Here is an 18,481-nt window from a genome sequence, read left to right on the forward strand (position 1 = left end):
GACCGGCAAGGAAGACACCGCATGACCCGACTCCTCAAAAATCACCCCGCCGCCGTCATCGTTCTCCTTTCCCTTTGCATCACCTTCATCGGTATCCGTTACGACAAGAAGCCCAGGCTGCCGCCGGCCGCTGACCAACGGTCCCAGCCGGTGCCCATGCTCCTGCAGCTCGACGAGCAGCCCAGTCTGGCGACCAGCCCGGTGCGGCCCGGTGCGGAGGCCGAGCCGCCGGCACCCCGGGAGACCGTCCTGGCCGGCGAGCTGGAGCGGGGAGAAGGCTTTGCCGCCTTTCTCGGCCGTCTCGGCCTGTCCGGTGAGCGGCAACGGCAGATCATCGACCTTCTGGATGACCACCTGGACTTCCGCCGCCTGCGTCCGGGCCAGCGCCTGGAGGTCACCCTGGATCCGGAGGGCGATCTTGCCGCCTGCCGCTTCGAGGCCGGCGCCCTGGAGACCTACACGGTGTGCCGGACCGGAGACCGGTACGAGACCAAGCGGCTGCCGGTGGAGCTGGTGCGCGAAACGGTCCGCCTGACCGGCACTGTGGAGCGCTCTCTGTTTGAGGCCTTTGAGGCCCAGGGGCTTTCCCACGCCCTCCTTTTTGCCTTTGTCGACATCTTTGGCTCGGCCATCGACTTCAACACCGAGCCCCAGCCCGGAGACCGCTTCGCCCTGGTGGTGGAGCGCTACCGCAAGGGCGAGGAGACGGTGGGCTTCGGCCAGATCCTGGCCGCCCGCTACGAGAACGAGGGCAAGATCCACGAGGGCTACGCCTACACCAGCCAGGGGGAGACCCTCTACTTCGATGCCAGGGGCGAAAGCGTGGGCACCACCTTCCTGCGCTCGCCGGTGCCCTTCGGCCGGGTCACCTCCACCTTCACCCGCTACCGCAAGCATCCGATCCTGGGCGGCATCCGGCCCCACCTCGGGGTGGATTTCGCCGCCCCCAGCGGCACCCCCATCCAGGCCACTGCCGGGGGCGTGGTTGATTTTGCCGGCTACAACGGCGGCTACGGCAAGCAGGTGATCGTCGCCCATGCCGGCGGCTTCAAGACCTCCTACGCCCACCTGTCCCGGTTCGCCAGCGGCATCAAGCGGGGCAGCCGGGTGCAGCAGAAGGACATCATCGGCTTCGTCGGCTCAACCGGCATGTCCACCGGCCCCCACGTCGACTACCGGATCGAGGAGAACGGCACCTTCCGCGACCCCCTGTCCCACCAGTTCCGGCCCCGCCTGATCCTGGGCGGCAAGGACCGGACCGCCTTCCAGCAGCTGGCCCGCAACCTGGGGTCCCGCCTGGCCACCGGCTCCGACTCCCGGATCCTGGACGAGGAGCGGCTCTTGTACCGCGGGGAAAGCCCGTTGAAGCTGCTGTAGCCTCGGCCTGCTCCGTCGTACCCGCCGATCGCGCCAGGTCGTGATCAGCTCGCCTTTGTCCATCGTCCTGGTGGAGCCGGAGATCCCTCCCAACACCGGCACCATCGCCCGCCTGTGCGCCGCCACCGGTGCCTGTCTCCATCTGGTGCGGCCCCTGGGCTTCCGCACCGACGACCGGTCCCTGAAGCGGGCCGGTCTCGACTACTGGCACCTGGTGCGGATCCGCTACTGGGAAAGCCTGGCGGCATTCCTCGCCGCCAGCGAGCGCCACCGGCTGCACCTTCTGTCCAAGAAGGTCAGCCGGCCCTACACCGCGGCCCGCTTTGCGCCCGGCGATCTTCTGGTCTTCGGCAAGGAGACGAAGGGCCTGCCGGACGATCTTCTCACCGCCTACGCCGACCGCTGCCTGACCATCCCCATGGCCCATCCGGAGGTGCGCAGCATCAACCTGGCGGTGGCCGCCGGCATCGTCCTCTACGAGGGCCTGCGCCAGCTGGGCTGGCCGCTTGCGGCCTCACGGGGCGATGAGCCCCAGGGCCAGGCGGGCGGCCCGCTCTGAGGCCCCGGCCTCCCCGAGCAGACTCCGCACCCGGGCAAGACCTTCCCGCATCGTCATCTGCTGCTGCCGGTCGGCCAGGACCGACAAGGCAGCAGCCGCCAGGCCTGCCGGCGTGACCGCCTCCTGCAGCAGCTCCGGCACCACCGCCTGTCCGGCCACCAGATTGACCAGGCTGATGTGGGGCACCCGAATGAGCCGCCGGCCCAGCCAGCAGGTCAGGGGGGCCAGGCGGTAGGCCACCGCCATGGGCACGCCGAGGATGGCCAGCTCCAGGGTGACGGTGCCCGAGGCGGCCAGGGCGAAGTCGGCTGCCGCCAGGCCGTCGTAGCCCAGATCCGCCGCTACCAGCAGGTCCAGGTCCCCCGCCGCCGCAAGAAACGGTGCCAGGTCGTCTGGCCCCAGGGTGGGGGCCCGGGGCAGGAGGAACCGGGCCCGGGGCAGGGTCTGGCTGATCAGGCGGCCGGCGGCCAGGAAATCGGGGAGCAGGGCCGCCAGCTCCCGGCGCCGGCTGCCGGGCAGCAGGGCGACGAGGGGCTGGTCCGGCTCCACCCCCAGACGCTGCCGCATCCGGGCCCGGGGCATGGTCCGCCGTACCGTGTCCAGGAGCGGATGGCCCACGAAGTCCACCGGCATCCCCCGGCGGCGGTAGAAGGCGGCCTCGAAGGGCAGGATCACCGCCATGCGATCCACCAGGCGGCGGATGCTCCGGGCGCGACCGGAGCGCCAGGCCCAGATCTGGGGGCTGATGTAATAGAAGACCGGGATGCCCAGCTGCCGGGCGCGGCGGGCCAGGAGCAGGTTGAAGTCCGGGTAGTCGACCAGGATGAGGAGGTCGGGCCGCTGGCGCCGCAGCTCGCCGGTCAGGCGGCGCCAGGCGGTCAGGATCCCGGGCAGCACCCCCAGGACCTCCACCAGGCCCACCACGGCCAGGCGACCGGCGTCCACCAGGAGGCGGCAGCCGGCGGCGGCCAGCTGCGGGCCGCCCATGCCGGAGGCCGCGAGGCCTGGCCGTTGCTGCTGCATGGCCCGCAGGAGGGCGCCGGCGTGCAGGTCGCCGGAGGCCTCGCCGGCCACGATCATCACCCGGGGAGGCTGGTCAGGGCGCACCGAGGCCCAGCTCCTGGCGGTAGCGATCGATCTGCCCCCGGATCTGGGCCATGATCTCCAGAGCCACAGCCAGGGCGCGGCGGCCGGCGGCGCCGTCCACCTTCGGCGGCCGGCCGCGGCGGACGGCGTCCACGAAATCCGCCACCTCGGCGGCCAGGGCATCGTGGTCGCCGAAGGCCAGCTCCTGGACCTCCCGGTCCGGCAGCCCGTCCGGCCCCAGGGTGTCGGCCAGCCGGACGACAAAGATCTTCCTGGTGGCGTAGTCCACGGAGATGTAGGTCTTGGGCTGGAAGATGCGCACCCGGCGCATGGTCTCCCGGGAGACCCGGCTGACGGTGAGGTTGGCGGTGCAGCCGTTGGCGAACACCATCCGGACGTTGGCGATGTCCGTGCTGGGGGTGACCACCGGCACTCCCACCGCGTGCATGAAGGACAGGTCAGCCGGCACCAGGGACAAGACGATATCGATGTCATGGATCATGAGATCCAGAACCACATCCACGTCGGTGCCCCGGGGCTTGAAGGGCCCGATCCGGTGGCTCTCGATGAACATCGGCCGGGTCAGGTGGCCCTCCATGGCGAGGAGGGCCGGGTTGTAGCGCTCGAGATGGCCGATCTGCAGCACCAGCCCCTGCCGCTGAGCCATGGCGATCAGTTCGTCGGCCTCGGCCAGGGTGGTGGTCATGGGCTTTTCCAGCAGCACATGCCGTCCGGCGGAAAGGCAGGCGGTGGCCACCGGGTAGTGGGCCACGGTGGGCACCACCACGCTCACCGCGTCCACCAGGGGCAGAAGGTCGCGGTAGTCCCGGAAGGCCCGGGTGCCGAAGGTCTCGGCCACCTGGGCCGCCCGCTCGTCGCTCCGGTCCACCACCCCCACCAACTGCACCCCGGGCAGGCGGGCGTACTTTTCCGCATGGAAATAGCCCAGATAGCCGACCCCGATCACCCCCACCCGAATGTCCGTCACGATGCAAGACCCCCCTGTCATGCCAGGCACACCACGAAGAAAGGCCCGTGGGCTGCTGGCAGCAGCGCACGGGCCAAGACCAGCCGACTGGTCCGGGAATGGCGGTCCGGAAAGATTCAGCCTCGGGGCCGCCGGCGCAGCCCCAGCAGGCCCACGAGACCGGAGCCCAGCAGCAGCAGGCTGCCCGGCACCGGCACCGCATTGACAAACCCTTCACTCCCCCCGTTCGGGAAGCTGATCACATGCAGGCCGAGCCTGGTCTCGCCGGTGGCAAGGCTGGCGATGATGTCAGCATAGGTCGCGGGCCCGTCCATCGTCATCCGGAAATCCGCGTACTCCCCCAGCCCAACGCCTTTGGTGGGGGCCGGCGAGTCGGCACTGAACGAGACGCTGGTCTCAAAACCGATGCTGTTGCCCCCTGGCAGGTTGCCTGGATGGTTGTCCTCAGAAAAGCTGACAGCGCCTCCCCCGCCGCCGCCGAATTCCAGCTCGTAAGACAGGCTGGCCGGCAGGTCCCAGAAGACCTGCTCCACCACCGAGGTCACCGTGCCGGTGTTCGAGACCCGCCAAAGCACCTGCTGCCCGCCCAGGTCCGTCACCTCCAGGCCGAGCTGCGCCTCGCCGGCCGCGGCATTGCCGGGATCGTTGGCGGTGAGGTTGAGGAAGTTGTAGGTGCTGGCCTGGGCCGAGGTGGCGGCACCAAGGCCCAGGAGCCCGAACAGGCCCATGGCGCATATGAGCAGGGTGAATCTCGTTCTGCTTCTTGTCATCGTTTTGTCCCCCTTTTCTTCGTTGTTGATGCAGTTCGACAAAAGACTCCCCACCGCTTAACGCATCTACCAAAGGATGAACAGACTGTCAAGGCAAAAGAATGGCCCTTTGGGCGCCCGCGGTCCGAGGCTCGGTGCCGGAGTAAGCTCTTTGCCGCGGCGCCTTGACAAGCCGGCGGGGCTTCGGGTAGTCTGGCCCAGCCGTAGGAAATGGACCAAAAACGGCGCCTTCTTGCGCTGTTGGCCTCATGGGCCGTCCAGTTGTCCATCCCCCGAAGGAGGTATGCCATGACCATGCTGCGCATCGTCAAGGGACTGGCCCTGACCGCCAGCCTGGCGGCTGCCGGCCTCTTCCTGGCCCGGCCGGCGGCGGCCGCCGACAGCATTCGGATCGCGGTGGCCGGCCCGATCACCGGCTCCTACGCCCAGTTCGGCGCCCAGCTCAGCAAGGGGGCGAAGCTGGCGGTCCAGCATGTCAACGCCCGGGGCGGCATCCTGGGCAAGAGCGTGGAGCTGGTGCCGGGCGATGATGCCTGCGACCCCAAGCAGGCCCGGGCGGTGGCCAATTATCTGGCCAACCAGGGCGTGGCGGCGGTGATCGGCCATTTCTGCTCCTCCTCCACCCTGCCCGCCTCGGAGGTCTACGCCGAGGAGGGGGTGCTCCAGATCACCCCGGCCTCCACCAATCCGGCGGTGACCGAACGGGGGATTGCCACCCTCTTCCGGGTCTGCGGCCGGGACGACCAGCAGGGCGGCTCCGCGGCCCGCTACATCGCCGAGCGCTCCGAGGCCAGCCGGGTGGCGGTGATCCACGACAAGACCACCTACGGCCAGGGCCTGGCCGATGAGACCAGGAAGGCCCTGGCGGCCCGCGGCAAGACCGAGGTGCTCTACGAGGGCATCTCCATCGGCGACAAGGACTTCTCGGCCCTGGTGAGCAAGATGAAGGCCCAGGGGGTCGATTTCATCTACTTCGGCGGCCTGCATGCCGAGGCGGCCCTGCTGCTCCGCCAGGCCCGGGACCAGGGATTGGCCGCCCCCTTCATGTCCGGCGACGGCATTGTCGACAAGGCCTTTGCCGACATCGCCGGCCCGGCCGCCGACGGGGTGCTCATGACCTTCCAGTCGGATCCCCGCAAGCTGCCGGGCGCTCAGGCCCTGGTGGCGGAGTTCCGGGACCAGGAGCAGTATGATCCCGAGGGGTACACCTTGTTGAGCTATGCGGCGCTCCAGGTCCTGGCCGCGGCCATGGATGGTGCCGGTTCCACCGACGCCGGCAAGGTCAGCGCCTTCATGAAGGCTCACCCCTTCGAGACGGTGCTCGGCACCCTCCATTTCGACGCCAAGGGGGATCTGTCCGCCAGCCCTTACGTGATCTACCGCTGGCAGGGCGGCACCTACGCCGAGCTGCCGGAATAGCCCGCCGTCTTCGTTCCGCTGCCAGGCCTCCTGGCCGGTGCGCCAGCGACCGCTCCTTCGGGGCGGTCGTTTGGCGCCGGCGCCGCGGCAAGAGCGGGGCCTGCCGCTCCGGGATGGTCCATGCTCTATTTCGTTCAACAGCTCGCCAACGGCATCACCCTGGGCAGCATCTACGCCCTCATCGCCATCGGCTACACCCTGGTCTATGGCATCCTGGGGATGATCAACTTTGCCCACGGCGAGATCTACATGATCGGTGCCTATCTGGGCATCATCACCATCGGTCTGGCAGCGGTCTTCGGCATCTCCTCCACGCCGGTGGCCCTCTTCCTGGCCCTGCTGGTGGCGGTGGTCGTGACCGCGGCCTACGGCTGGACCATGGAGCGGATCGCCTACCGGCCGCTGCGGCGGGCGCCGCGGCTGTCCCCCCTGATCTCGGCCATCGGCATGTCTCTGTTCTTCCAGAACGCGGTGCAGCTGGCCCAGGGCGCCAAGGACCTGGCCCTGCCGCCGCTTCTGCCGGGCGGCTTCGTCTTCTTGGCCGATTCCCGGCTGCCCATCCAGGTGAGCTATGTCCAGGCGATCCTGGTGGCCGTCACCGTGACGGTCATGGCGGGCCTGGGCCTCTTCATCAGGCTCACCCGGACCGGCATGGCCATGCGGGCCCTGGAGCAGGATCAGGTCATGGCCGCCCTGCTGGGGGTGGATGTGGACCGCACCATTGGCCAGACCTTCATCCTCGGCTCGGCCCTGGCTGCCCTGGCCGGGGTGCTGGTGTCGCTGCACTACGGGCTCGTGAACTTCTCCATCGGCTTTCTGGCCGGCATCAAGGCCTTCACCGCCGCGGTCCTGGGGGGCATCGGCTCGGTGCCCGGCGCCATGCTGGGCGGCGTCTTTTTGGGCCTCATCGAGGCCATGACCTCCGCCTACCTCAGCACCGAGCTCAAGGATGTCTTCTCCTTCGGCATCCTGGCCCTGGTGCTCATCGTCCGGCCGACCGGCATCCTCGGCCGGCCCCACATGGAGAAGGTCTGATGGCCGGGCGCCCCAGCCGCTGCCGGGCCCTGGCCACCGCCCTCCGGGACGCCCTGTGGCTGGGCCTTCTGGCCAGCCCGCTGGTGGCCTTTGATCTGGTGCCAGGCTATGAGCGGCAGCCGCGGCTGCACTGGCAGCTGGACGATCTGGGGATCATCGTCGCCGGCGTCTTCCTGGCCCGTCTGGCCGTTCTTGTCGCCGGCTGCCATCATCTGGGCCTGCGTCTTTCCCAGCTGACCAGCCACGGCCGGCAGCGACTGGCCAGGGCCTGGCAGCAGGGCCGCCGCTGGCCAGCCCTGACCCTGACCGTCCTTTTCGGGCTGGCGGCAGCCTTCCCCTTCGCGCCCTTCGTCTCCCGCACCGCCATCGACGTCGCCACCCTGGCCGGCATCTATGTGGTCCTGGGTCTGGGCCTCAACATCGTCGTCGGTCTGGCCGGTCTTCTGGATCTGGGCTATGTGGCCTTCTACGCGGTGGGCGCCTATGGCTACGGCCTGTTGTACCAGTACTGCGACTGGTCCTTCTGGATGGCCCTGCCGGTGTGCGGCCTGGCGGCCGGTCTCGCCGGTCTGGTGCTGGGCTTTCCGGTGCTCCGTCTCAAGGGCGACTACCTGGCCATCGTCACCTTGGGCTTCGGCGAGATCATCCGCATCGTGCTCAACAACTGGGACTCCCTCACCAACGGGCCGAACGGCATCATGGGCATCCCCCGGCCCAGCCTCTTCGGCCTGGAGATGAGCCGGGTCGCCCGGGACGGCGGCCACACCTTCCACCAGTTCTTCGGCCTCGATTACGATGCCGGCCACCGGCTCATCTTCCTCTATCTTCTGGTGCTGGGGCTTATGGCCGGCACCATGCTCGTGGTGGAGCGCCTCAAGGAGTCCCGGCTGGGACGGGCCTGGGTGGCCATGCGGGAGGACGAGATCGCCTGCGCGGCCATGGGCATCGACACCACCCTGACCAAGCTGGCGGCCTTCGGCCTGGGCGCCGCCTGGGCCGGCCTTGCCGGCGCCGTCTATGCCGCCCGCCAGGGCTTTGTCAATCCCGAATCCTTCACCTTCATCGAGTCGGCCACCATCCTGGCCATCGTCGTGCTGGGGGGCATGGGCTCCACCGCCGGCGTAACCTGCGCCGCCCTGGCCGTGGTCATCATCCCGGAGCTGGTGCGGGAGCTGGCCGGCTTCCGCATGCTCATCTTCGCCGCCGTGATGGTGGGGCTCATGATCGTCAAGCCCGAGGGCTTGCTGCCAGCCCGGCGCCGCATCTACGACCTCCATCCGGACGATCGCCGCAGCCTGGAGCAGGACCGCCAGAGCCTGGCCGAGGTGCACCGCCAATGACCGCCGGCGGCGAGGATCTGGTGCGGGTGGAGCGCCTGTGCAAGCGCTTCGGCGGCGTGGTGGCGGCAAGCGAGCTTTCCTTTGCCATCCCCCGGGGACGGATCACCGCCCTCATCGGTCCCAACGGCGCCGGCAAGACCACGGTCTTCAACTGCCTGTCCGGTCTCTACCAGCCCTCCGGCGGCGAGGTCTGGTGGCTGGGCTCTTCTGCTCGGCCCCGGCGGCTGTCCGGCCGGAAGCCCCACCAGGTGACCCGTCTGGGTCTTGCCCGCACCTTCCAGAACATCCGCCTCTTTGCCAGCATGACCGCCCTGGAGAACGTCATGGTCGGCCAGCATGTCCGCAGCCAGGCCGGCATCCTGGGGGCGATCTTCCGGCCGGCAAGCGTGCGGCAGGAGGAGGAGCGGATCGTCCGCCGGGCGTTTGCCTGCCTGTCCCGGGTGGGCCTGGCCCACCGGGCCCAGGAACTGGCCCGGACCCTGCCCTACGGTGATCAGCGGCGTCTGGAGATCGCCCGCGCCCTGGCCACCGAGCCCCTGCTCCTGCTGCTGGACGAGCCGGCGGCCGGACTCAATCCCAGCGAGACCCGGGAAATGGAGGCCCTGATCCGCCGGCTGGCCGGCGAATCCGGCCTCACCGTGCTGCTCATCGAGCATGACATGCGGCTGGTGATGGCCATCTCCGACACCGTGCTGGTCATGGACCGGGGTCAGATCATTGCCGCCGGTCCACCGCGGGAGGTGGCCGCCGACCCCCGGGTGATCGCCGCCTATCTGGGTGCGGCCGCATGACCGCCAGCGCCCCGTCCCAGCCATTGCTCCAGATGGAGGACGTCCAGGCTGGCCACGGCCACGTCCAGGTCCTGAAGGGCGTCTCGCTGTCGGTGGCCGCGGGTGAGATCGTGGCCCTCATCGGCGCCAACGGGGCCGGCAAATCCACCACCCTCATGACCATCTGCGGCCAGCCGGCGCCCCGGGCCGGCAGCATCCGCTTCGCTGGCCACTTGCTCAACAACCTGCCCCCCCACACCATCGCCGCCATGGGCATCGCCCAGGTGCCCGAGGGCCGCCGCATCTTCCCCCGCATGAGCGTGGCGGAGAACCTGGAGCTGGGGGCCTATCTGCGGCGGGATCGGCCGGCCATCCGGGAGGATCGGCAGCAGATCATGGCCCTGTTCCCGGTGCTTGCGGAGCGGGCCCGGCAGCTGGCCGGCACCCTGTCCGGCGGCGAGCAGCAGATGCTGGCCATCGGCCGGGCGCTCATGGCCCGGCCCCGGCTTTTGCTCCTGGACGAGCCCTCCATGGGCCTGGCGCCCCTGGTCATCCGGCAGATCTTTGCCACAGTGGCCGCGATCCACCAGCAGGGCACAGCCATCCTGCTGGTGGAGCAGAACGCGGCCCTGGCCCTGGCAATCGCCCACCGGGCCTATTGCATGGAAACCGGCCGCATCGTCAGGAGCGGCAGCGGGGCGGAGCTGTTGGCCGATCCCGCCGTGCGGGCCGCCTATCTGGGAGGGGTGCCATGAGCCCGGCAGAGCGCCCTGATCTGGCGGGCTTCCTGGGTCAGCTCGGGACCGCCCTGGCCGGGATCCGGGAGCAGGTGACGGCGGTCCAGGGGAAGCCGCAGCTCCAGGAATGGCTGATGGTGGATGTGGACCGGCACAGCCTCTTCTTCGGCTTTTTGGGCATGGAGCCGGAGGTGATCAAGGCGGCCCAGGTCTCCTGCCGCCGCCGGCTCGCGGCCCTGCCGCTGGAGGTGGAGAACCTGCGGCGGCTGGTGGACAAGACCCTGGCCGACGTGCAGCGGGGCCAGGAGATCGGGGTCATCCTCGGGGTGATCCGGGACGGCTACCGGAAGATCCAGGCCGACCTGGACGCCTTGACCAGCCATGCCAAGCTGCTGGAGGCTGCGGCCGCCCGGGTCCGCAACCAGGTCTCCATGGAGGCCCTGGTGCAGCTGGCGGAGCTGCGCCTGCACCAGGAGCAGGACCGGCGGCGCTTTGTCACCGCGGCCGCCGCGCTGTGGTTTGCGGTCCGGCACAAGTCCCTCGCCGACCATCTGGACCGGGTCGAGGCCCTGCGGAGCCGTCTGACCCTGACGGTGGACAACCTCATGCGGGAGGGCCGGCTGCCCATGATGGCGGTGGACATCGTGAAAGGGTTTGCCGCGGTCATCGGCCGCCTGCTGGACCGCATCGCAGGCCAGGTGGAGGTTTACGTCAGCCGCTGCCGGGAGGATCTCGAGAGCCTGGCGGAGGTGGAGGCGGCCCTGGCCTCGGTGGCGGGCATCGGCCTCGGAGATGTGCTCACCGGCGTGGCCCGCATGGCCGAGACCGTGGAGCGGCTGGTCTGGAGCCTGTCCAAGCGCAGCTACCACATAGAAGGGGTCAGGGCCACCTTCGGGGTGCTGGAGCGCCTGGAGACCATCGCCACTGCCCTGGAGCGGGAGGTGCCCCGGGCGGTGGCGGCGCTGGCCGTAACCGCCGGCCCCATGCAGCCGGAGGCCATGGCCAACGAGATCCTGGACAGCCTGTTCTCCGGCTTTTTCGGCATGCTGACCCTGATGCTCTCCTGGATGCCCATTCCGTCCGCCGCCGCCATGGCCGACCGCCGGCATCTCTTGCCCCGGGTCATCCAGGTCCTTTCCACCGCCACCCTGGTCACCAGCGCCGCGGAGCTGGAACGGCTGCTGGAGGGCTGCGCCCGGCGCAGCCACCTGGCCCGCCTCCTGAAAGGGCGACTGGAGCGCTACCGCCAGGATCTCACCCAGCTCATCGCCGAGATGGAGATCGTCTTCGTCAAGGAGGACGGCGAGGCGGTCACGGAGCCCCTGGGCAAGAGCCTGGCCGACCTCGAGCAGGTGCTCGCCAAGATCGCCATGGCCTAAGAGCCGCAGAATGTCCAACAAGGAATTCCTCACAGGACAACCGACCCGGGACATGCTGGGCCGGGCCATGAACCTGACCGTGGCCGAGGCCGGGGAGCGGATCCTTGCCTCGGCGCCCCCGGCCGTGGCCGGCCGGGAAACGGTGCCCCTGCTGGCGGCCCTGGGCCGGGTGAGCGCCGCCGCCGTGACCGCCCCCGAGGACCTGCCAGCCCATCCGCGCTCCACCATGGACGGGTTTGCGGTGCGGGCTGCGGAGACCTTCGGCGCCTCGGAGGGGCTGCCGGCCTATCTGGCGGTCACGGGCGAGGTGGCCATGGGCGTGCAGCCGGCGGCAGGACCGGCCCCCGGTGCCTGCTTCACGATCAGTACCGGCGGCCTGCTGCCCCCGGGCACCGATGCGGTGCTGATGCTGGAGCATGCGGTGCCGGTGGACGCGGGCCTCATCGAGGTCACGGCGCCGGTGGCCCCGGGCCGCCATGTCATGCTCCCGGGCGAGGATGTCGGCCGAGGCCAGGAGGTGCTGCCGGCCGGCCGCCGGCTGCGGCCCCAGGATCTGGGGCTCTTGGCTGCCCTGGGGGTCACCGGGCTTTCGGTCCGGGCGCAGCCTACGGTGGGGATTCTGGCCACCGGCGATGAGCTGGTGCCTTATGAAGAGGCGCCCGGACCAGGCCGGATCCGGGACTGCAATTCGGTCACCCTGGCCGCCCTGGCCGCTGGCCTGGGGGCGGCGGTGCAGCGGTACGGCATCCTCCCCGACGAGGAGGAGCGACTTCTGGCCGCCCTGGCCCAGGCCCTGGCCGAGACCGATCTGGTGCTCTTTTCCGGCGGCTCGTCGGTGGGCAGCCGGGACCTGGGGGCCAGGATCATCGACCGCCTGGGCCCGCCCGGGGTGCTGGTCCATGGCGTGCGCATGAAGCCGGGCAAGCCGGTGATCTTTGGCCTGGCGGCCGGCAAGCCGGTCTTCGGCCTGCCCGGCCACCCGGTCTCGGCCGCCGTGGCCTTCGAGGTCTTTGTCCGACCGCTCATCCTGCGGCTGGCCGGCGAGGAGGCCCCACCCCGGCGGCCCTGCCTGCCCGCCCGCCTGATGCGGCACATCCGCTCCGCCGCCGGCCGCCGGGACTATGTGCGGGTGGCCCTGGCCGACGAGGCCGGCAGCGGCGAGGTCACCGCCTGGCCGGTCCTGGGCCAGTCGGGCAGCCTCTCCACCCTGGTCCGGGCCGATGGCTGGGTAGTGGTCCCCGAGAGCCGGGAGGGCATCCCGGCCGGCGAGATGGTGGCCGTGCAGCTGTTCGCGTGACCCGGCGCATCGGGGTGGTGCTTGACAAAGGGGGGGAGCGGGCACGCTGCCCCTACGGTCGTGGGGCTCCTCGCCGGCCCTTCCTCCCGGCCCGCCTGATGCGGCTCTGAATGCCCATGAATCGTCCGAACCGCTTTCTCGACAACCAGCCCCTGGAAGAGGCCTTGCGTCTCTGGTACGAGGCCCTGGGCCGCCACGGCGCCCTGGGGCCGCTGCCGGCCGAGACCGTGCCCGCCGACCAGGCCCTGGGCCGGGTGACGGCCGAGGCGGTCTTCGCCCGCCAGTCGGCGCCCTTCTACCATGGGGCCGCCATGGACGGCATCGCGGTGCGGGTGCGGGAGACGGTGGGCGCCAGCGAGGCTTCCCCGGTGCGGCTGGTGGAGGGCCGCCAGTTCGTGGCGGTGAACACCGGCCATCCGCTTCCCGACGGCTTCGATGCCGTGGTCATGATCGAGGATGTGCAGCCGGTGGGGGAAGATGCGGTGGAGATCGTGGCCGCCGCCACCCCCTGGCAGCACATCCGGGCCATTGGCGAGGATATCGTCGCCACCGAGCTGGTGCTGCCGGAGGGGCAAAGGGTGCGGCCGGTGGACCTGGGGGCCTTGCTGGCCACCGGCTGCGGCGAGGTCGCCGTACGGCGCCAGGCACGGGTAGCCATTCTGCCCACCGGCAGCGAGCTGGTGGAGCCGGGGGCGCCCGTACGCCCCGGCAACATCATCGAGCTCAACAGCCGCATCATCGCCGGCCTGGTTGCCGAGTGGGGCGCTACGCCCTGGCGGCTGCCCATCACCCCGGATGATCCGGCCCGCCTGCGGCAGGCGGTCGCCTGTGCTGCGGCCGAGCACGATCTCGTGCTGGTCAATGCCGGTGCTTCGGCCGGCAGCGAGGACCATACCGCCCGGGTCCTGGCCGAGCTGGGGGAGGTGGTGGTGCACGGCGTCAACATCAAGCCAGGCAAGCCGGTGATCCTGGCCACGGTGGCCGGCAAGCCGGTGATCGGCCTGCCCGGCTATCCGGTCTCCACCTTCCTGTGCCTGCGCCTCTTTGTCCGGGGGATCATCGACCTCCTGCACGGCTGCCCCAGCCTGCCGCCGGAACGGGCCTTCGCCGTCCTCTCCCGGCCCCTGGCCTCCCGGCTCGGGGTGCTGGAGCTGGTGCGGGTCAAGCTGGGCCGGGTCGGGGACAAGCTCCTCGCCACCCCGTCCGGCCGGGGCGCCGGGGCGGTCATGAGCCTGGTGCAGGCGGATGGCATCCTGGCCATTCCGCCGGGAGCCGAGGGGATCGGGGCTGGCGAGACGGTGGAGGTGGAGCTGTTGCGGCCCCAGCACGAGGTGGAAAACACCCTGGTCATGATCGGCAGCCACGACAACGCCCTCGATGTCATCGCCAACCTGCTCCACCGGCAAAGGCCTTACTGCCGTCTGGCCTCGGCCCATGTCGGCTCCCTGGGCGGCATCATGGCCATCCGCCGGGGCGAGGCCCACTGCGCCGGCAGCCACCTTTTGGACGAGGCCAGCGGCGAGTTCAATGTCCCCTATCTTGAGCGTCACCTGCCGGGCCTGCCCCTGGTGCTGGTCAACCTGGCCTTTCGCCAGCAGGGCCTCCTGGTCCGGCCCGGCAACCCCCTGGGCATCACCGGCTTTGCCGACCTGGTCCGGCCAGAGGTGCGCTTCATCAACCGCCAGCGGGGGGCCGGCACCCGCCTGTTGACCGACCTGCATCTGAAGCGCCTGGCCATCGAGCCGGCGGCCGTCGCCGGCTACCAGCGGGAGGAGTACACCCACATGGCGGTGGCCTCGGCAGTGGCCACCGGTGCCGCCGATACCGGTCTGGCCATCCGCGCTGCCGCCGTGGCCCTGGGGCTCGATTTTCTGCCGGTCGCCGAGGAGCGCTACGACCTCATCATCCCCAAGGCCCACCTGGCCGAGGCCAAGGTGCAGGCCCTGCTCGCCATCCTCCGGGAAAGCCGGGAGCTGCGGCAGACCCTGGCCAGCCTGGGCGGCTATGACCTCCGGGACTGCGGCCGCATCGTATACGAGCAGTAGCAGAGGAAGTGGCTTGACCGTGCAATGCTAACGGCATAGTATTGCATGACGCTGCCGGGAGGACTGCCATGCAAGCACAACTGACCGTCAGACTGCCGGGCCAGATTGCTGCCGAGCTTGCCGCCATCGCGAAGAAGCGGCACTGCCGGAAGTCGGATGTGGTGCGCGAGGCGCTGGAACAGCTGATCAGGGCCGAAACCGCGGCCGATGAGCCGTGCCCGTTCAACAAGGTGCGCCACCTCATGGGCGCCGTGGCGACCGGCATCAATGACCTGGGAGAAGCCCACCGGCAGCATCTGGCCAGAAAGCTGCGTCGCGATGGCTGACCTGCTTCTCGATACAGGTCCTTTTGTGGCCCTGCTCGACCGGAGCGAGAGGAGCCACCTTCGGTGTCTGGAATTCTTCCAAGGGTTCCGGGGGCGACTCTTCACCACCGAGGCTGTCCTGACCGAGGTGGTGTACCTCCTGGGGCCATCGTTCCAGGCCCAGCAGCCGGCCCTGGAGCTTGTTCTCCAGGGGGGAGCCGAGCTGCTCCCCATGTCTCAGGCGCTCCTGGAGCGATGTCTGGGCCTCATGGCCAAGTATGCTGACATCCCCATGGATTATGCGGACGCCACTCTGGTGGCCGTGGCCGAGGAGCGACAGATCCGCGATATCTTTACCCTGGACCTGCGAGGCTTCTCCACCTACCGGCTGTCCCCCAGGAAGCCTTTCCGGATCCAGCCTCCCGCATTCTGACACCCCGCCCCTGGTGGCAGCTACGCCGCGTGCTCCCAAGGGGTGACCCTCGCCGGGAGCTCCAGCTGCGCTCCCTCATTGCCCTTGCCCCCTCTTATGCTGTATGATGGCCCCATCACGTCTGCGCCCGCGCCGGCCGGCGGCGGGACCTGCGCGTAGCCTGTCCTTCTCCTCCCGCCGGGAGGGCCTCCAATCGAGCACCAGTGGAACCGTGACCGGCCCCAAAAGACTCCTCATCGACATCGACCGCCTGCCGACCCTGCCGGCCCTGGCCCTGGAGGCCATGCGCCTGGCGGAAGACGACACGGTCAGCCTGGAGGCCATCTGCGCGGTTCTGGCCAAGGATCAGGTGATGAGCAGCCGGATCCTGGCCTACGCCAACTCGCCCCTCTATGGCAGTGGCACGGTCCGCAGTCTGTCCCGGGCCACGGCCCTCCTCGGGCTCAAGGTGGTCAAGGCTCTCATTCTGTCGGCCACGGTGTTCGACAGCTTCTCCGGGCTGATCCGAGACGAGGCCCCGCGCCTGCCCCTCTTCTGGCTGCATTCCATCGGCGTTGCCAGCACCGCCGAGGCCCTGGCCGCCCGTCTCGGCTTCGCCGAGCCAGAGGCAGCCTACATGGCCGGTCTGGTGCACGACCTGGGCAAGCTTGTGCTCTATCTCCAGGCCCCGAAGGAGTTTGGCGAGCTGTGCCAGGCACTCTCCCAGCAGGGCTCCCAGCCACTCGCCACCGGCCTGCCGTTGGACCTGGAAAAAACCTGCTTCGGCCTGGACCACGGCCAGCTGGGCCGGCTGCTGGCCGAGCGCTGGCGCTTCCCGGCCCCGCTGGCTGCGGCCATGTGGCTGCACCACCAGCCGGTGAGCGGTGTCATTCCCCCGGATCTCGCTCACATCCACCAGTTGGTCCATTTCGCGGATCTCGTCTGTGTCGCCCAGCAGGTGGGCTCCAGCTATTTTCTGGCCAGCGAGCCCTCCTGCCACGACCAGGTCCATTTTGCCCTGGATGCCCTGCTCCTGGCCCACGGCATGACCGCAGCCGATCTGGAAGCGGTGGTGAAGAGCACCCAGGACCGGGTGCAGGAGCTGGGATATGCCCTGGGCATCTGGGATGAGGCCGCCTTCGGCCGCCTGGCCAGCGAGGCCCGGCGGCGCCTGGGCAGCCAGGCGGTGGCCTGCGAGGAGGAGCTGCGCCAAGCGCGCCAGGCCAACACCCTTCTGGCCGCCACCACCGCCACCGTGCGCCGGTTGACCACCGCGGCCACGGCCAGCGAGGCCGCCCGCATCCTGGCGCAAGGCGCCCAGGAGGTCTTCCGGGTGTCCCGGGTCCTGGCCATGATCCGGGAGTCCGATGGCGAGGGCTTCTGCGGCGTCATGGTGGACGGCCAGGCCCGGCACGAGATCCGGATGCCGGTCTTGGCCGCTGCCCCGACCCCGGCCGCCGCCAGTGATCGCTCGGCCATCGAGGCCGAGGCCTTGCGACTCCTCGGCCAGGCCCTGGCCGAGGACCAGGCGGGCAGCCAGGTCCAATCGGGCCTCCTGGTGATGGTGGCCGGCTCCGCCCTCTGCTCCACCTTCCTGCGGGCGGAGCGGCCATCCCCCTGGCTGGCCAGCCCGATCCTGGGCCAGCTCCTGGTCGACTTTGCCGGCTCCCCTTCGGCCGCGGAGCTCAGTCGCCAGGAGGTGACGCGGTTTGCGGCCACGGTGAGCGGGGTGATCCAGCGGCTGCTCTTGGAGGAGCGCCTGCTCCGCCAGAGCGACCAGCTGGCCCAGGCGGCCCGGGAGGCCGGTGAGCGCCAGCGGCGGCTGTTCATCTCCCAGCGCCTGGCCTCGGTGGCGAGCCTGGCCGCCGGCATGTCCCACGAGATCAACAACCCCTTGACCATTGCCAGCCTCAATCTGCAAATACTGGCCCGCCAGCTGGCCGGCTGGCCGCAGGCGGCGGAGGCCCAGGCCCGCTTCCAGGTGATCACCGAGCAGCATGAGCGTATCGCCACCATCATCGAGGCGATCATGCGCTTTGCCCGGCCATCGCGTCCCAACTGCCAGCCGGTGTCCCTGGGCACCATCCTGGCCAAGGTCGAAAGCTCCTTGCCCGGGCACGGCCAGGAGCCGACCGTGCAGCTGGAGACCCACCTGCCGCCCGATCTGCCGCCGGTGATGGTGGATCCGGTCCAGATCGAGCAGGTGTTTGCCGCCCTCATCGCCAACGCCCGCCAGGCCATGCCCAAGGGCGGCACCGTCCATGTGGCTGCCCAGGTGGAAGGGGCGATGCTGGCGGTGCGGGTCACCGACACGGGCGCCGGCATCCCCAGACCGCTGCTGGAGCGGATCTTCGACCCCTTCTTCACCACCCGCAGCCAGGGAGAGGGCATAGGCCTTGGCCTGGCCATCGCCCATGCCATCCTGGAGCAGCATGGCGGCTTCCTGCGGGTGACCAGCAAGGAGGGGGCAGGCAGCGTCTTCACCGCCGGCCTGCCCCTGGACAAGGCCAACCGTCTCCGGGCCTTGAAGGCGGCCCTGGCGGAGGAGTCGCCATCCGGGGAGGAGCCGGCGGCGCCGGTCCGGCGGCGCCTGCTGGTGGCCGCCAGCGACCGGTCGTTGCGGCGAAGTCTGGAGGAGGGCCTGGCTACGGCCGGTTTCGAGGTGGAGGGGGTGGATGACGGGGTGGAGGCCGCCAGCCGGCTGCGCCAGAGGCCCTTCGACCTGCTGCTCCTGGACATCGGCCTGCCGGGCCCCGACACCCAGGAGATGGTCCATCTCCTGCGCCGCGCCTTTCCGCAGACCCAGGTGCTGGTGGCCAGCGGCCTGGCCAGCCCCGGCGAGGTCCGGGAGCTGCAGGAGCGCGGCGCCTTTGCCTGCCTCCGGAAGCCCCTGGCCATGGATGATCTCACCGCCACCATCCAGGCGGCCCTGGCCCAGGCCGGGGCCGGTTGAGGCGTTGCC

At 70.0% G+C, this 18,481-nt stretch carries 16 protein-coding genes; 13 read left to right on the plus strand and 3 right to left on the minus strand.

Annotation, left to right across the window (positions count from 1 at the left end; translation table 11 throughout):
• The first annotated feature begins 21 nt into the window (after window positions 1–21).
• Window positions 22–1,377, plus strand: a complete 1,356-nt coding sequence (locus AB1634_00855) for a M23 family metallopeptidase (GenBank protein MEW6218068.1) — start codon at window positions 22–24, stop codon at window positions 1,375–1,377.
• 40 nt (window positions 1,378–1,417) lie between these two features.
• The gene (locus tag AB1634_00860) at window positions 1,418–1,936 is read left to right on the plus strand and encodes a tRNA (cytidine(34)-2'-O)-methyltransferase (GenBank protein MEW6218069.1); all 519 of its coding nucleotides are present in this window, start codon (window positions 1,418–1,420) and stop codon (window positions 1,934–1,936) included.
• Here the strand turns inward: AB1634_00860 and lpxB are convergent.
• The 3 genes from lpxB to AB1634_00875 form a co-directional block, all read right to left on the minus strand.
• Entirely contained in the window at window positions 1,892–3,043 is a 1,152-nt protein-coding gene (gene lpxB / locus AB1634_00865) for a lipid-A-disaccharide synthase (protein MEW6218070.1), read from the minus strand. The genes AB1634_00860 and lpxB overlap by 45 nt on opposite strands.
• Entirely contained in the window at window positions 3,033–4,010 is a 978-nt protein-coding gene (locus AB1634_00870; protein ID MEW6218071.1) for a Gfo/Idh/MocA family oxidoreductase, read from the minus strand. Before AB1634_00870 ends, lpxB begins: the two co-directional genes overlap by 11 nt.
• A 116-nt stretch (window positions 4,011–4,126) precedes the next feature.
• Entirely contained in the window at window positions 4,127–4,780 is a 654-nt protein-coding gene (locus AB1634_00875; protein ID MEW6218072.1) for a PEP-CTERM sorting domain-containing protein, read from the minus strand.
• Window positions 4,781–5,068: 288 nt separating this feature from the next.
• Between AB1634_00875 and AB1634_00880 the strand changes: the two genes are divergently transcribed.
• From AB1634_00880 to AB1634_00930, 11 genes are all read left to right on the plus strand, one after another.
• Window positions 5,069–6,199: a branched-chain amino acid ABC transporter substrate-binding protein gene (locus tag AB1634_00880; GenBank protein ID MEW6218073.1), complete on the plus strand. Its 1,131-nt coding sequence runs from the start codon at window positions 5,069–5,071 to the stop codon at window positions 6,197–6,199.
• Window positions 6,200–6,319: 120 nt separating this feature from the next.
• Window positions 6,320–7,234, plus strand: a complete 915-nt coding sequence (locus tag AB1634_00885) for a branched-chain amino acid ABC transporter permease LivH (GenBank protein ID MEW6218074.1) — start codon at window positions 6,320–6,322, stop codon at window positions 7,232–7,234.
• The gene (gene livM, locus AB1634_00890; protein ID MEW6218075.1) at window positions 7,234–8,574 is read left to right on the plus strand and encodes a high-affinity branched-chain amino acid ABC transporter permease LivM; all 1,341 of its coding nucleotides are present in this window, start codon (window positions 7,234–7,236) and stop codon (window positions 8,572–8,574) included. The genes AB1634_00885 and livM overlap by 1 nt, the downstream gene beginning before the upstream one ends.
• The gene (locus AB1634_00895) at window positions 8,571–9,365 is read left to right on the plus strand and encodes an ABC transporter ATP-binding protein (protein MEW6218076.1); all 795 of its coding nucleotides are present in this window, start codon (window positions 8,571–8,573) and stop codon (window positions 9,363–9,365) included. Before livM ends, AB1634_00895 begins: the two co-directional genes overlap by 4 nt.
• Window positions 9,362–10,099, plus strand: coding sequence for an ABC transporter ATP-binding protein (locus AB1634_00900; GenBank protein MEW6218077.1), 738 nt, complete (start codon window positions 9,362–9,364; stop codon window positions 10,097–10,099). Before AB1634_00895 ends, AB1634_00900 begins: the two co-directional genes overlap by 4 nt.
• Window positions 10,096–11,460 (plus strand): hypothetical protein, encoded by a 1,365-nt coding sequence (locus tag AB1634_00905; GenBank protein MEW6218078.1) that lies wholly within the window; start codon window positions 10,096–10,098, stop codon window positions 11,458–11,460. The genes AB1634_00900 and AB1634_00905 overlap by 4 nt, the downstream gene beginning before the upstream one ends.
• A gap of 10 nt (window positions 11,461–11,470) precedes the next feature.
• Window positions 11,471–12,757: a gephyrin-like molybdotransferase Glp gene (gene glp, locus AB1634_00910; GenBank protein MEW6218079.1), complete on the plus strand. Its 1,287-nt coding sequence runs from the start codon at window positions 11,471–11,473 to the stop codon at window positions 12,755–12,757.
• Between the two features lie 116 nt (window positions 12,758–12,873).
• Window positions 12,874–14,802, plus strand: coding sequence for a molybdopterin biosynthesis protein (locus AB1634_00915; protein MEW6218080.1), 1,929 nt, complete (start codon window positions 12,874–12,876; stop codon window positions 14,800–14,802).
• Window positions 14,803–14,870: 68 nt separating this feature from the next.
• Window positions 14,871–15,128, plus strand: a complete 258-nt coding sequence (locus AB1634_00920; GenBank protein MEW6218081.1) for a hypothetical protein — start codon at window positions 14,871–14,873, stop codon at window positions 15,126–15,128.
• The gene (locus tag AB1634_00925; GenBank protein MEW6218082.1) at window positions 15,121–15,540 is read left to right on the plus strand and encodes a PIN domain-containing protein; all 420 of its coding nucleotides are present in this window, start codon (window positions 15,121–15,123) and stop codon (window positions 15,538–15,540) included. Before AB1634_00920 ends, AB1634_00925 begins: the two co-directional genes overlap by 8 nt.
• A gap of 211 nt (window positions 15,541–15,751) precedes the next feature.
• Window positions 15,752–18,472: an HDOD domain-containing protein gene (locus AB1634_00930; GenBank protein MEW6218083.1), complete on the plus strand. Its 2,721-nt coding sequence runs from the start codon at window positions 15,752–15,754 to the stop codon at window positions 18,470–18,472.
• The last annotated feature ends 9 nt before the right edge of the window (window positions 18,473–18,481 follow it).

This window comes from Thermodesulfobacteriota bacterium, from assembly GCA_040755095.1.
Classification (GTDB): Bacteria; Desulfobacterota; Desulfobulbia; order Desulfobulbales; family JBFMBH01; genus JBFMBH01.

Excerpts from the sequence above, each read along its gene's own strand:
- AB1634_00895 (MEW6218076.1), top strand. The coding sequence starts at position 8,571 with ATGACCGCCGGCGGCGAGGATCTGGTGCGGGTGGAGCGCCTGTGCAAG.
- AB1634_00900 (MEW6218077.1), top strand. The coding sequence starts at position 9,362 with ATGACCGCCAGCGCCCCGTCCCAGCCATTGCTCCAGATGGAGGACGTC.
- AB1634_00875 (MEW6218072.1), bottom strand. The coding sequence starts at position 4,780 with ATGACAAGAAGCAGAACGAGATTCACCCTGCTCATATGCGCCATGGGC.
- AB1634_00920 (MEW6218081.1), top strand. The coding sequence starts at position 14,871 with ATGCAAGCACAACTGACCGTCAGACTGCCGGGCCAGATTGCTGCCGAG.
- livM (MEW6218075.1), top strand. The coding sequence starts at position 7,234 with ATGGCCGGGCGCCCCAGCCGCTGCCGGGCCCTGGCCACCGCCCTCCGG.
- AB1634_00855 (MEW6218068.1), top strand. The coding sequence starts at position 22 with ATGACCCGACTCCTCAAAAATCACCCCGCCGCCGTCATCGTTCTCCTT.
- AB1634_00905 (MEW6218078.1), top strand. The coding sequence starts at position 10,096 with ATGAGCCCGGCAGAGCGCCCTGATCTGGCGGGCTTCCTGGGTCAGCTC.
- AB1634_00885 (MEW6218074.1), top strand. The coding sequence starts at position 6,320 with ATGCTCTATTTCGTTCAACAGCTCGCCAACGGCATCACCCTGGGCAGC.
- AB1634_00925 (MEW6218082.1), top strand. The coding sequence starts at position 15,121 with ATGGCTGACCTGCTTCTCGATACAGGTCCTTTTGTGGCCCTGCTCGAC.
- AB1634_00915 (MEW6218080.1), top strand. The coding sequence starts at position 12,874 with ATGAATCGTCCGAACCGCTTTCTCGACAACCAGCCCCTGGAAGAGGCC.
- glp (MEW6218079.1), top strand. The coding sequence starts at position 11,471 with ATGTCCAACAAGGAATTCCTCACAGGACAACCGACCCGGGACATGCTG.
- AB1634_00880 (MEW6218073.1), top strand. The coding sequence starts at position 5,069 with ATGACCATGCTGCGCATCGTCAAGGGACTGGCCCTGACCGCCAGCCTG.